Genomic DNA, 14,165 nt, shown 5'->3' with positions numbered 1-14,165 from the left:
TTCACGTTGCGTCGTGCGCCGCCGGCTTGCCCCGGGCGGCGGAGCGACGCCAGACGCAAGGAGACCATCATATGGCCAAGGCATTGGGCTTTGACTTCGGCACCACCAATTCCGTTTTGGCGGTTGCGGCCGGCGACACCACTCATTCGGTGCAGTTCGACAGTCTTGCGGGCACGACAGACGCCATGCGCACGGCGCTCTCCTTCATGAAGGACGCCAACCTCGGCGCCCAGGCGCTGAAGGTCGAAGCCGGCCAGGCGGCAATCCGCGCCTTCATCGACAATCCGGGCGACTGCCGTTTTCTGCAGTCGATCAAGACCTTTGCCGCAAGCCCCCTCTTCCAGGGCACGCAGGTGTTTGCCAAGCGCCACAGCTTCGAGGACCTGATGCGGGTGTTCCTGACGAAGCTGCGCGACTATGCCGGCGACGGCTGGGCGGATGAGTATAGCCGGATCGTTGTCGGTCGACCGGTGCACTTCGCCGGCTCCAGCCCCGATCCGGCGCTCGCTCTCGAACGCTACGGCGCAGCGCTCTCCGAATTCGGCTTTCCCGAGGTGCATTATGTCTATGAACCCGTGGCGGCCGCATTTTACTTCGCCCAGAATCTGAAGCAGGACGCCACAGTCCTCGTTGCCGATTTTGGCGGCGGCACCACCGACTATTCGCTGATCCGCTTCGAGACCAAGGCGGGCCGCCTGACCGCGCGCCCGATCGGGCATTCTGGTGTCGGCATCGCCGGCGACCATTTCGACTTCCGCATCATCGACAATGTCGTCTCGCCGCTGATCGGAAAGGGGAGTCTCTTCAAGAGCTTCGACAAGCTGCTTGAAGTGCCGTCCAACTACTACGCAAACTTCGGCCGCTGGAATCAGCTTTCGATCTTCAAGACATTGAAAGATTTCACCGATCTGAAAAAGCTCGTGCGACAGAGCCTGGAGCCCGAGAAGCTCGAAGCCTTCGTCGATCTGATCGAACATGACGAGGGCTATCCGCTCTACAACGCGATCTCGGCGACGAAGATGCGACTGTCGCAGGAGGACGAAACCGAGTTCTACTTTACGCCGCTCGGCGAAATGTCGCGCCGCACGGTTCGCCGTAGCGACTTCGAAGGCTGGATCGCGCCGGAACTGGCCCGCATCGAGGGTGCGCTCGATGAAGTGCTGCAGTCGACTGCGACGGCACCAGAAGCGATCGACAAGGTGTTTCTGACCGGCGGTACATCGTTCGTTCCGGCCGTCCGCGGTATTTTCGAGCGACGCTTCGAAGCCGACCGCATCGAAAGTGGCGGTGAACTGCTGTCGATCGCCCATGGACTGGCGCTGATCGGCGAGCACGAAGACATTGCCCACTGGACGGCGAACGCGGCCTGAGGCTGACGTCCCCAATGACCTTGGATAGGCATGTCGGGGGCCGGAAAAGCGTTTCCGGTCCGGCGGCTTATGGGTTAGGTTGATGCCCATGATTTCCGCCCACGATCTCTCTCCGGCACAGCTTGCCGCCCTCCTCGCCTTCCATGCGGATGCGGGCGTAGAATGGCTGCTGGAGGAGGAGCCTGTCGACCGCTTCGCCGAATTCGAGGCGATGAAGGCGGCGCGCGGTAACGCACGCGCAGCGGCAGTCAGCAGCCGTGCAGAGGCGCCCGCCGCGCAACCGGCAGCGCGCCAACCAGCGACGGCCGCTGCCCCCGCTCCATCCCGTGCGCCCGCTCCGGCCGCGAATGCTCCCGCTGTCGCCATTCCCGATGCACAGGCAATCGAGGAGGCGCGCTTTGCCGCCGAATCAGCCCGATCGCTGGCCGAGCTCAGGGTTGCGATGGAAGGCTTTGCCGGCTGCAATCTCAGGAACAGCGCCCGCAATCTCGTCTTTGCCGAAGGGGACCCGGCGAGCGGTATCATGATCGTCGGCCCCATGCCCTATGCCGACGACGATCGCGACGGCCAGCCTTTTGCCGGCCGCCTCGGCGAGATGCTGACCCGAATGCTCTCCGGCATCGGCCTGGCGCGCGAAACCGTGCTGCTCAGCAACGTCGTGCCCTGGCGCCCGCCAGGCAACCGTGTGCCGACGGCGCGCGAGGCCGATATCTGCCGCCCCTTCATCGAGAGGCAGATCGCGCTCGCCGAGCCCAAGCACCTGCTTCTGCTCGGCAATTTCACGGCCCGCTTCTTCCTCGGCGGCAGCGATACGATCCATCAACTTCGCGGCGAATGGCGGGAGCTTGCAATCGGCGGCATCACGGTGCCGACGCTTGCGACCCTGCACCCTCAAGATCTGGTGACAGCGCCAGTCAACAAGCGCTTCGCCTGGCAGGACCTGCTTGCCTTCAAGGCCCGGATCCAAGGCTGATCCGCACCGAAGCGCTAGGCGCAAACGCGGCATTCGTCCGCATGCCGGCTTTATGAACAAAGAATGAAGAAAGCCATGCGGTCTGCGCATATCAGCGGCGCATTATGACGCATTGCAAAATGCGATGTTGCAGCGCAATATGTGTATACGGGAGGAATGGGATTAAGGAATTGAACCATGACTGCCCGCTTTCGTCCGATCCACAGCAGCTTTGAGACGCTCCGGTACGCCGGTGCTGCTCAGCGGACGCCGTTCAACCGCTTCGGCACGGCAGCCAACGAGCAGATGACCGCGATAGGCCTCGCCCGGACGACCCGTCCGGCGCAGATTTTCGCCGACTTCATTCAGCGCTGATCCCCACGCGACATGCGTCACTGCGTGTCGCGTGCCCGTGTCGCCACAATCGGTGACGACGATGAAAGGAACGAAACCATGACCAAGCCCATCGCAAGCCTCAAGGTTCTGTTCGATTCGATCTCCGACATCGGCACAGCCGTTCGTGCCTCGCGCGAATACACGGCTCTCAGCACCAAGAAGGATGCTCGCCGCGCCCATCGCGTGGTCGTGAGCCCGCTCCTGCCGAACTGATCGCTGCCGGCAAAGAGGCTTTACCGCCTTTTTGCCATCGCCTGTCGCAATCGACAGGGCCCAAAAAACTGGATAGAGCCACACTCCCTATGACCTTGGAGTGTCAGGCTCATCCGGCATCCGCCAGACCGAGCTCGCTCCAGCTGCGCTTGCCCGCCATCGGCCTTGATGCGGGCGCGTTACGTTTTCAGGAGCGCCGATGCTGGCCAGCCTCGCTTCCGTCTTCAGCCTGATGGTATCGACCCTGCTCATGATGGTCGCCTTCGGCCTGCAGAGCTATGTCATCCCGGTACGCTCCGTCGCCGAAAGCTGGTCAACGCTGACGGTCTCGGTGATCGCCACCGGCTATACGGTCGGCTTCACGCTTTCCTGCATCGTCACACCCAAATTCGTGCTGCGGGTCGGTCACGTGCGTGTGTTCACGGCGCTGATCACGCTTCTGTCGATCGCGATCCTGCTCTGCGGCCTCGTCGTCGACTGGCGCGCCTGGATCGCCTTTCGCGCGATCGCCGGTTTCGCCATCTCGGGCAGCTATCTGGTCATTGAGAGCTGGCTCAACGAACGCGTCACCAACGAAAACCGCGGCCTCCTCTTTTCGCTCTACCTGATCACGACGATGGTCGGCACCATCGGCGGGCAATACATGGTGCCGCTCGGGGACCCCACCAATACGTCGCTATTTATGCTCTGCAGCGTTCTGTTCTCCCTGGCACTGCTGCCGACGGCGCTTTCCTCCTCGCCCATGCCGGCTCCCCCGGCGCAGGCGAAGTTCGATATCCCAGCGCTCTTCCGCCGCTCTCCGGTTGCCGTCGTTGGCGGCTTTCTGGCCGGCGCGCTCTCCGGCGCCTGGCTCAATCTCGGCGGCGTGTTCACCCAACAGATCGGCCTTTCCACCGCCGAAGGTGCGACGCTGCTCGCCTCGCTGTTGACCGGCAGCGCGATTTCGCAAATCCCGATCGGCCGCCTCTCCGACAAGATCGACCGGCGCATCGTCATGGTCGGCTGCGGCGTGATCGGCGTCGTCTCCTGCCTGGTGATGTCGGCATCGATCGGCAGCCAGCCGACGGTGCTCTACATCATCGCCGCCTGCATCGGTTCGGTGCTGTTTCCGATCTACGCCCTGAACGTCGCGCATGCGAACGACCTCGCCAGGCCAAACGAATATGTCGAGACGTCTTCCGGCCTGATGATCACCTATGGGCTCGGCACGATCTCGGGCCCGCTGATGGTCGGCCCGGTCATGGATCGTTTCGGCCCGGCGTCGCTGTTTCTCGTTCTCGCCGTCTACTTCGCCCTCTACGGCGGCTATGCCGCCTTGCGCATTCTCCAGCGCGAGCAGCACAAGGGCCTGGTCACCAAGACCGATTTCCAGGCAACGAGCGTGATGCCGACACCTGGCCCCGACGTGACGAGCCCGGTCGCCCAGCAGATGGCGCAGGAGCCGCTGATCGACGACGACACCGTTCCGGCCTGGGAGAAGCCGCGCCCATAGGGCGACGGCGCGAGGCAAACTCGCACCTACTCCAGGGAATTCCCTAGCCCTGCGGCGTCATATGCTTGCGGGCGCCCCGGCGTTCAAGGCCGAGCCGGTGTTCCCGGAAGATGATGAAGATGCCGGCGCCGACGACGATCGCGGTGCCAACGAGCATGGCCGCCGTCGGAATATCGTCGAACAGGAAATAGCCGATGATCAGGCCCAGTACGATCGATGTATATTCGAAAGGCGCGATCGTCGACATGTCGGCATGGCGATAGCTCTCGGTCAAAAGGATCTGCGCGACACCGCCGCAAAAGCCGGCGACCATCAGCAGTAGAAAGGCATCGCGCGAGATCGACGGCCAGCCGAAGGGCAACGTCGCCAGCGAAAAGACCGAGGCCGACAGCGAGAAGTAGAGCACGATCGTATGGGTTCGCTCGTTCTTGACGAGCTTTCGTACCAGCACCATGGCAACCGCTCCAAGCGCAGCCGAAACCAGTACCGCTGCGGCGCCCAACGCCTCCAGAGAGCCGAACCCGCCGTCGCGGAACAGGGTCAGCCGCGGCCAGGTGATGATCATCACTCCGACCAACCCGATGAACACCGCCGACCAGCGATAGAGCCGCACCGTCTCGCCAAGGAAAAGTGCTGCGAAAACGACGGCGATCAGCGGCATGGCGTAGCCGATCGCGATGGCTTCAGGCAGTGGCAGATGCACAAGGCCGTAGAAGCCGAAGCTCATCGCCAGAATGCCGACGAAGCCGCGCGCGATATGGCCAGTAAAATCCTCGGTCTTGAAGGCATCGCGCAGCTGTCCGCGGAAGGCGAGATAGCCGAGGATCGGCACCATGGCGAAGGCCGACCGGTAGAAGGTGATCTGGCCGGTGGCGATCTCGTTTCCGGCCGCCTTGATCAGAGTCGACATGCAAACGAAAATGACGACGGAAAGGACCTTGAGCAGGATCCCCTTCATCGGGCTTTCGACTTCCGCATCCATTGAGGGCACTTTTCGAACAGCCTCCGCCGGCGATCAGCAGACACGAGGGCTGGTTTGGAGATTTTTTAAGCGGAGAAACCGCCACAGAACTTCGTCACCTTAGCGACGCTCGGCAAGAAAGTCGGATCAAACTTCGTGATGAATGACGTTTTTTCTTGATCGATTGACGCTCGGCAAAATGACGTCGGCTTTTCTTTAGCTTGCGCGAAAAAAACCTTTCCAATTCATGTCTTGTTAGTCCCACTTCGATACACGTCAATCCGATAAGGGAGCGGGAAGAACATCGGACGCCATGTCTTTTCTGTCGAAAGTGCGGTCGCCGGCATCACAATCGTGTGGCATTATCCGACTTTTCGCCCCTTGGCCTTTTCACCATCACAGGCGCCCACTACAAATTCTCCAGTAGAACGGCGCAAGCGGGACTGACCATGCGGACAAATACTGGCCAGATCATTCATCTGGAAGACTATCGGCCGACCGACTTCGTTCTGGAGAGAGTGGATCTGACCTTCGAACTCGATCCGAAGGAAACCAAGGTCGAAGCCCGACTGATCTTCCATCGTCGCGAAGGCGTCGACGCGTCGGCGCCGCTGCTGCTCGACGGTGACGAACTGAAGATGACCGGCCTGCTTCTGGACCAGGAAGAGCTCGCGACCTCCCTCTACGACGCAACCGACGATACGTTGACGATCCGCGGTCTGCCGGAAACCGCTCCCTTCGAAGTCACCATCACCACGCTGCTTTCGCCCGATACGAACACGCAACTGATGGGGCTTTACCGCACCAACGGCATCTACAGCACCCAGTGCGAGGCCGAAGGCTTCCGCCGCATAACCTATTTCCCCGACCGTCCGGATGTGCTTGCCGTCTACACGGTCAACATCATTGCCGACAAGGCGTCCGCTCCGCTGCTGCTGTCGAACGGCAACTATCTCGGCGGCGCCGACATGGGCGACGGCCGTCACTTCGCCGCCTGGTTCGATCCGCATCCGAAGCCCAGCTACCTCTTCGCCCTCGTCGCCGGCGATCTCGGCGTCATCGAGGACACCTTCACGACCATGTCCGGCCGCGAAGTCGCGCTGAAGATCTATGTCGAGCACGGCAAGGAGCCACGCGCTGCCTACGCCATGGACGCGCTCAAGCGCTCGATGAAGTGGGACGAAGACGCCTTCGGCCGTGAATACGACCTCGACATCTTCATGATCGTCGCCGTCTCCGACTTCAACATGGGGGCGATGGAGAACAAGGGGCTCAACATCTTCAACGACAAGTACGTGCTTGCCGATCCGGAAACGGCGACCGATGCGGACTACGCCAACATCGAGGCGATCATCGCGCACGAATACTTCCACAACTGGACCGGCAACCGCATCACCTGCCGCGACTGGTTCCAGCTCTGCTTGAAAGAAGGCCTGACGGTCTATCGCGACCACGAATTCTCCGCCGACATGCGCTCGCGCGCGGTCAAGAGAATTGCGGAGGTACGGCACCTGAAATCGGAGCAGTTCCCCGAGGACGCCGGCCCGCTCGCCCATCCGGTCCGGCCGACGAAATACCGCGAAATCAATAACTTCTATACGACAACCGTCTACGAGAAGGGATCGGAAGTCACCCGCATGATCGCGACGATCCTCGGCCGCGATCTGTTCAAGAAGGGCATGGATCTCTATTTCGACCGGCACGACGGCCAGGCGGTGACAATCGAGGATTTCGTCGCCTGTTTCGAAGAAGCAAGCGGTCGCAACCTCGGCCAGTTCGCGCTCTGGTACCACCAGGCTGGAACACCGCTGGTCACCGCGTCGGGCGCCTATGACGCCGCCAAGCAAACCTTTACGCTTTCGCTCGAGCAGACCGTTCCGGCCACACCCGGACAGGGCGCCAAGGAAGCGATGCACATTCCGCTGCGCATGGGCCTGTTGCTCGAAGACGGCAACGAAGCCGACCTTTCCGCGGTCTCCGGCGCCGACATGACCGGCGACGTCCTGCATCTCACGGAGCGCAAGCAGACGGTCGTCTTCTCCGGCATTCCGTCGCGCCCGGTACCGTCTTTCAACCGCGGCTTCTCCGCGCCGATCAATCTGCATATCGAGCAGAGCGCCGACGATCTCGCGCTGATCGCGCATCACGAAAGCGACCTCTTCGCCCGCTGGCAGGCGCTCAACGCGATTGCACTCGCCAATCTGGTCGAAGCCACGGCGAATGTCCGCGCCCGAAAGCCGGCCGTTTGCGACAAGGCGCTTATCGACGGCCTGATCCGCGCGGCCTCGGATGAAACGCTCGAGCCCGCTTTCCGCTCGCAAGCCCTGGCACTGCCGAGCGAATCCGACATCGCCCGCGAGATCGGCACGAACAATGATCCGGACGCGATCCACGCCGCCCGTCAGCAGATCCTGACAGCCGTTGCCGCGGCCGGACGCGACACCTTCCTCAAATTGGCCGACGACCTCGTCTCCACGGGCGCGTTCAGCCCGGATGCCGCGAGTGCAGGCCGGCGGGCCCTGCGCAACAGCGCCCTCACCTACCTCGTCCAGGGCGATCAAGGTCCGGAGCGCGCCGCCAAGGCCTTTGCCGCCGCCAACAACATGACCGATCTCAGTCATGCGCTGGCGCTGCTCGCCCACCGCTTCCCGGAGGCCGCCGAGACCGCAGAAGCGCTTGCAACCTTCCGCAAGCGTTTTGCCGACAACGCGCTGGTCATCGACAAGTGGTTCGCCGTCCAGGCGACAATCCCTGGCGCAGCCACGCTCGATCGGGTCAAGGCACTGATGGCCGAACCGCTGTTCAATGGCAACAATCCGAACCGCGTGCGCTCGCTGGTGGGCACCTATGCCTTTGCCAACCCGACCGGCTTCAACCGTGCCGACGGTGAGGGCTACCGCTTCCTCGCCCACCAGATCCTCGACATCGACCCGCGCAACCCGCAGCTTGCAGCCCGTATCCTGACCTCCATGCGCTCCTGGCGCTCGCTTGAGGACAAGCGCGCTGGGCATGCCCGCAAGGCCTTGAAGGAGATTGCCGGAGCACCGAAGCTTTCGGCCGATGTCGGCGACATCGTCGAACGGATGCTCAAGGCCTGAAGCCTGGAGCTCATTATTGATTTGGTTTACAGCGCCGCGTGTCTTGCCAGACGCGCGGCGCTGTAGTGCTCTGAATCTGCTGTATAATTCTGCCCTTGGTCGGTGCCGATTTGAGGAACTTTGCAGTAGAGCCGGATCGCCCGTGCGACCCGGCCTATTAATTCCCAACGATAAGAAATGGTTAACAAATCTTTACCAGCGCCTCTGGACAAGGCGAATCGCCCTGTGATTCATTGAGTCAGATTCGGGCGAGCGGCGCGCCGAATCATCAGAGGGTTTAGAGAATTGGGAAAGATGGCGGACGCGCGACAGGCGAGCGCAGCCGACGGGCGGTTGCGACTCAAGCTTCCGGGGCTAGCAGGCCGCCTGGAGCAGGAGTTTATCTCGCAGGCGAAGATCTTTACCGGACCGACCTCACGGCGTCTGGCGAGCGCGGAGCCTATTCTCAAGCGTTCCATCCCGATCCTCATCATCGCATTCCTGATCATCGTCGCGGTTTCGCGCATGTCCAGCATCATGGGCGAGCATGCCCGCATGGAGGAAAGCTCGCGCCAGACGGTCGGCCTCGCGGCCGCCATCGCGGTTGCGGCCTTCCAGACGGACGGTGCAGCGCTTTTCGACGAGGGCCGACGGACGGACGCGGAGCAACGCTTTAGCCAGTATCTGCCAACCGGCATGCTCGATCCCGGCACGTTCATCCTTGCGGTGCGCAAGGACGGCCGGATCTTTGCCAGCACCCAGGAGGGCGGACCACTCGTCGGCCGAACACTCGCGGCAGTCGCGCCCGATATCGCGACGCTTCAGTATTTCGGCGAGCATTCGAGCGTCATGAAGACGCCGATTGTCGGCGTCGACCATATCGTAGCACTCGCGCAGCTGCCCGAGGCGGCCGGGGTCGTACTGGTCGCGACGCCGATCACCCAGCTCGAAACGACATGGCGCGATGAGGTTTCACTCAACGTGACGCTCTTTGCCGGCATTTCGGCCATCCTGCTGATGGTGCTCTATGCCTACTACATCCAGGCCAAGCGGGCCCGCGACGCGGATTCGGTTTTTGCCGAATCCAACCTGCGTGTCGAGACGGCGCTGTCGCGCGGCCGCTGTGGCCTGTGGGATTTCGACCTCGCCAACCGTCGCCTGTTCTGGTCGCGGTCGATGTACGAGATGCTCGGCATGCCCGAAGAGAGCAGCGTGCTCTCCTTCGGCGACGCTGCGCGGCTGATGCATCCCGATGATCGCGGAATCTATGGCGTGGCACGCACCATCGCACGCGGCGATGCGCGCCAGATCGACCAGGTATTCCGCATGCGACATGCGGACGGCCACTATGTGTGGCTGCGCGCCCGCGCGGAAATCATCCGTACCGTTTCCGGGCGGGCGCATCTGATCGGCATCGCCATGGACGTGACCGAGCAGCACCGGCTTGCCCAGCGCTATGCAGAGGCAGACCAACGGCTTGCCGACGCGATCGAATGTACCTCGGAGGCCTTTGTCCTCTGGGACAAGCATGACCGCCTGGTCATGTGCAACACCCACTTCCAGGAAGCATACAAGCTGCCCGATCACGTGCTCGTTCCGGGGACGGAGCGCATCGCCGTGCACACGGCCGCGGCCCGGCCGGTGGTCGAACGACGCATCGCCGACCCCGATCGCAGCAACCAGTCGCAGACGAGCGAGGTCCAGCTTGCCGACGAGCGCTGGCTGCAGATCAACGAACGGCGCACGCGCGATGGCGGCCTCGTTTCGGTCGGCACCGACATCACGCTGCTGAAGCGGCACCAGGTGCGCCTGCGCGAATCCGAGCGGCGGCTGATGGCAACGATCGGCGACCTCTCGGCATCGCGCATGACGCTCGAGCGGCAGAAGACCGAGCTTTCGGTCGCAAATTCCAATTATCAGGCGGAAAAGGACCGCGCCGAGGCCGCGAACCGCGCCAAGTCGGAATTCCTCGCGAACATGTCGCATGAGCTGCGTACGCCGCTCAACGCCATCCTCGGCTTCTCGGAAATCCTGCAGAACCAGATGTTCGGGCCGCTCGGCTCGGAGAAGTACAACGAGTATTCGCGCGACATCCACGAGAGCGGCAAGCACCTCTTGAACGTCATCAACGACATCCTCGACATGTCGAAGATCGAGGCCGGGCACATGCGCATCAGCCGCGAGAGGATCGATCTGGCGCCGCTGATCGAAGAGACCTTGCGCTTCACCACCATTCCGGCGGAGCAGAAGAGCATCCACGTCGTGCAGCAGATCTCCTCGGGCCTCACCATGGTCGCGGATCGCCGCGCCATGAAACAGGTGTTGCTCAATCTGCTTTCGAACGCGGTGAAGTTCACCAATGAGGGCGGACGCATTTCACTTCGAGCGCGCAAGGTGACGGGTGCCGTGACGTTGACGATCGCCGATTCCGGCATCGGCATACCCCGGGACGCGCTTCAGAAGATCGGCCAACCCTTCGAGCAGGTGCAGAGCCAGTACGCCAAGAGCAAGGGCGGATCGGGGCTTGGGCTCGCGATCTCGCGCTCGCTCACCCGCCTGCACGGTGGCAGCATGAAAATTCACTCGACGGAAAACGTCGGTACCATCATCTCGGTCAGAATCCCCGACCAAACCTGAAGCGGGACGAGGAGGCGCGCGTGCGGTTTTCCCCTCGCATCCCGCTCAAGCGCCCTTGCACCACACTTAGCCAGAAACCACCGATTGGAAGACACGCCGGACGGCCTTCGACAGCCGGCGGATATCTCCCTCAAGCGTCTTCAGGTCCGGATAGTCCCCTGCCCGGCAGACGAGATCAATCAGCCCGGCCGGCGCCTCCTTCGGCTCGAACTCTCCCTCGATGCACAGGCGCACGATCTGCGACAACTCGGTAAAGAGGTGCAGGGCCTCCAGGGCAACGTCGAGATCGTTGGGGTTCATGAGGGCTTCGCCGAGAAGCTTCAGCGCATCACCGGTATCGGTGCCGGCAGTCAGCGGCTGAACGCCCTTAGCCGGGGCGACGAGCGCCAGGTACTGGCTGATGAACTCGATGTCGACGAGACCGCCGGGGATCAGCTTGAAATCCCAGATGTCGCTCGGTGGCTTCTCGCTGTCGATCATCTCGCGCATGGAGATCACGTCGGCGCTGACCTTGGCAACGTCTCGCTTGCGGCCGAGAATTTCTGCAAAGATCGCATTGGCCTCGGCCATCAGCCTGTCGTCGCCACAGATGCAGCGCGCCCGGGTCAGCGCCAGATGCTCCCAGGTCCAGGCCTCTTCGCGCTGATACTTGGCGAAAGCGTTGATCCTTGTGGCGACCGGCCCCTTGTTGCCGGAGGGACGAAGCCGCATGTCGACCTCGTAGAGAATGCCCTCGGCCGTCGGCGCGGAGAGTGCCGCAATCAGGCGCTGCGTCACCCTGGTGAAATAGCGCGTCGGGTCGAGCGACTTGGCGCCGTCGGACTCGGTTGCCGTCTCGTCGTAGTCATAGAGCAGGATCAGGTCGACGTCCGAGCCGGCGGTCAGTTCGTGGCTGCCGAGCTTGCCCATGCCGACGACGGCGATACGGCCGCCGGGGAAATCGCCGTGCGCCGAGCGGACTTCGTCCTGCACCGCTTTCACGGCGGCCGCGATGATCAGGTCGGCGAGATCGGTGAAGGCACGGCCCGCCTGGGCGCCGGAGATGGCGCCGGTCAAGAGCCGGATGCCGATCAGGAAGCGCTGTTCGGCAGCAATGATGCGCAGGCGGTCGAGCACCTCCTCATAGTGCCGAGCACCACCGACGAAATTGGCGATGCGCGGCGCGAGGTAGTCCCTGGTCGGCAGCTCGGCGAGCAGGCCCGGATCGAGCATGCCGTCGAAGACATGCGGGCGGGCGGCGATGATTTCGGCAAGTCTTGGAGCCGATGACATCACATTGACGATCAGCGACAGGAGCCCCGGATTGTTGCCGAGCAGCGAAAACAGCTGAATGCCGGCAGGCAGACCGGAAATGAAATTGTCGAAGCGCAGCAGTGCATCATCGGCCCGGCGGCTTTCGCCGAAGACGCGCAGGAGTTCCGGCGTCAGCTCGGTCAGCCGCTCACGCGCCTCTACCGATTGCGTGGCCCGGTAACGGCCATAGTGCCAGGTGCGGATCGTATGGGAGATGTCCGAGGGGCGCTGGAAGCCGAGCTTCTTCAGCGTTTCCAGCGTATCGGGATCGTCGCGCTGGCCGGTGAAGACGAGGTTGCCGGTCTCGGTCGAGAGCTTGGCCTCCTGCTCGAAAAGCTGGGCATAGCGGCGCTCAACCGTCTTCAGCACGCGCGAAAGCGCCTTGGAGAAGGCGGCCGTATCCTCGAAGCCGAGCATATAGGCGATGCGCTTCAGCTCCGCTTCGGTCTCGGGCAGAACGTGGGTCTGCTCGTCGCGCACCATCTGGATCCGGTGCTCGACATCACGCAGGAACCAATAGGCCTCCACAAGTTCATCGGCCGTCTCCTCATCGATCCAGCCAGCCTTGACGAGGGCGCGCAGCATCGGCTCCGTCGCGCGCTGGCGAAGATCGGGCATGCGGCCGCCGGCGATCAACTGCTGCGTCTGCACGAAGAACTCGATCTCGCGGATGCCGCCGCGGCCAAGCTTGATGTTGTGACCCTTGACCGCGATCTCGCCATGCCCCTTGTGGGCGTGGATCTGGCGCTTGATCGAATGAATGTCGGCAATCGCCGCATAGTCGAGATATTTGCGGAAGACGAAGGGGACCAGTTCGCGCAGGAAGCGTTCGCCGGCCTCGATATCTCCGGCCACCGGCCGCGCCTTGATGAACGCGGCCCGTTCCCAGTTCTGCCCCCTGCCCTCGTAGTAGAGCATCGCCGCTTCGACCGGGATCGCCAGCGGCGTCGAGCCCGGATCCGGCCTCAGGCGCAGGTCGGTGCGGAAGACATAGCCGTCGCCGCTGCGCTCCTGCAGGATGCGAATCAGGCGGCGCAGCAGGCGACCGAAGGTTTCCGAGGCATCATCGCGATCGACGATGATGCCGGATTGCGGATCGTAGAAGACAACGAGGTCGATATCGGAGGAGTAATTGAGCTCGAAGGCACCCAGCTTGCCCATGCCGAGCACGACGACGCCGGAACCGATGCTGGGGTTGGCGACATCCTTGACGATCAGCTTGCCGCCTTCGTGTGCGCTGAGCAGCAAGTGATCGATTGTCGCCGACACGGCAGCGCCGGCAAATTCGCTAAGCCAGCGTGTGGTTTCGCGGCCGTAGAAATGCCTGGAGAGATCGGCGAGCGCCACGGCGAAGGCCAGCTCACGTTTGGACCTTCGCAGCCGCGCCATGATCTCCGTATCCGGCAGGGCCGCACCGCCCTCGTTCGGTTTCCAGGCATCCCGGGCACGACGCACCCGCTCGGTCAGAAAGGTCGAGAGATCAGTGGACAGGAGCTCTTCGAGAATGGCCGGCCGGCTGTCGCCGGTGTCGCGCAGGAAGGGCGAAAGTGCAAAGGCCGAGACGACGAAAGTCTTGAACGGGCTCTCGGAGGCAAGCAGGCTTGCGATCCTCTCGTGCCCCTTGGCCATGTCTTTCAGCACGGAGAGCGCCGTTTTGGCGTCGGCCTGTGTCGCCGGACGGATTGGCGCCGTCTCGATCTCCCAGCACTGCTGCACCTGTTCCTGCATGCCGTCTCCCCTCACCTGGAACGGGACGCGGCAAGAAAACCGCACT

The 14,165-nt window shown here is 62.8% G+C and carries 9 protein-coding genes; 7 read left to right on the top strand and 2 right to left on the bottom strand.

Annotated features, from left to right (window positions below; genetic code table 11):
• Positions 1-71: 71 nt before the first annotated feature.
• The 5 genes from LAC81_RS03845 (at position 72) to LAC81_RS03825 (ending at position 4,423) form a co-directional block, all read left to right on the top strand.
• Positions 72-1,370, top strand: coding sequence for an Hsp70 family protein (locus LAC81_RS03845; protein ID WP_223726791.1), 1,299 nt, complete (start codon positions 72-74; stop codon positions 1,368-1,370).
• An 88-nt stretch (positions 1,371-1,458) separates the two neighbouring features.
• Positions 1,459-2,343 carry a uracil-DNA glycosylase gene (locus LAC81_RS03840; RefSeq protein ID WP_223727760.1) on the top strand — a complete coding sequence of 295 codons (885 nt, stop codon included), beginning with the start codon at positions 1,459-1,461 and terminating at the stop codon, positions 2,341-2,343.
• 177 nt (positions 2,344-2,520) lie between these two features.
• Positions 2,521-2,697, top strand: a complete 177-nt coding sequence (locus LAC81_RS03835) for a hypothetical protein (RefSeq protein ID WP_113537827.1) — start codon at positions 2,521-2,523, stop codon at positions 2,695-2,697.
• A gap of 78 nt (positions 2,698-2,775) precedes the next feature.
• The gene (locus LAC81_RS03830; RefSeq protein ID WP_113538070.1) at positions 2,776-2,931 is read left to right on the top strand and encodes a hypothetical protein; all 156 of its coding nucleotides are present in this window, start codon (positions 2,776-2,778) and stop codon (positions 2,929-2,931) included.
• Positions 2,932-3,130: 199 nt separating this feature from the next.
• Positions 3,131-4,423: an MFS transporter gene (locus tag LAC81_RS03825; protein WP_223726790.1), complete on the top strand. Its 1,293-nt coding sequence runs from the start codon at positions 3,131-3,133 to the stop codon at positions 4,421-4,423.
• 43 nt (positions 4,424-4,466) lie between these two features.
• Here LAC81_RS03825 and LAC81_RS03820 read toward each other — a convergent pair whose 3' ends face one another.
• Entirely contained in the window at positions 4,467-5,405 is a 939-nt protein-coding gene (locus LAC81_RS03820; RefSeq protein WP_223726789.1) for a DMT family transporter, read from the bottom strand.
• Between the two features lie 428 nt (positions 5,406-5,833).
• Here LAC81_RS03820 and pepN point away from each other — a divergent pair, with 428 nt between their 5' ends.
• Both pepN and LAC81_RS03810 read left to right on the top strand, forming a co-directional pair.
• Complete coding sequence (pepN, locus tag LAC81_RS03815) at positions 5,834-8,482, top strand: aminopeptidase N (RefSeq protein WP_223726788.1); 2,649 nt, start codon at positions 5,834-5,836, stop codon at positions 8,480-8,482.
• A 285-nt stretch (positions 8,483-8,767) separates the two neighbouring features.
• A complete protein-coding gene (locus LAC81_RS03810) occupies positions 8,768-11,098 on the top strand; it encodes an ATP-binding protein (RefSeq protein ID WP_223726787.1) in 2,331 nt (776 codons plus the stop codon).
• Between the two features lie 66 nt (positions 11,099-11,164).
• On the opposite strand, the gene LAC81_RS03805 is transcribed toward LAC81_RS03810, so the two are convergent.
• Positions 11,165-14,119: a bifunctional [glutamine synthetase] adenylyltransferase/[glutamine synthetase]-adenylyl-L-tyrosine phosphorylase gene (locus tag LAC81_RS03805; protein WP_223726786.1), complete on the bottom strand. Its 2,955-nt coding sequence runs from the start codon at positions 14,117-14,119 to the stop codon at positions 11,165-11,167.
• Positions 14,120-14,165: the final 46 nt, after the last annotated feature.

This window comes from Ensifer adhaerens, assembly GCF_020035535.1.
In the GTDB taxonomy this organism is placed as follows: Bacteria; Pseudomonadota; Alphaproteobacteria; order Rhizobiales; family Rhizobiaceae; genus Ensifer.
The sequence above is the reverse complement of the archived record's forward strand: the minus strand, read 5'-3'. Positions and strand labels throughout refer to the sequence as shown.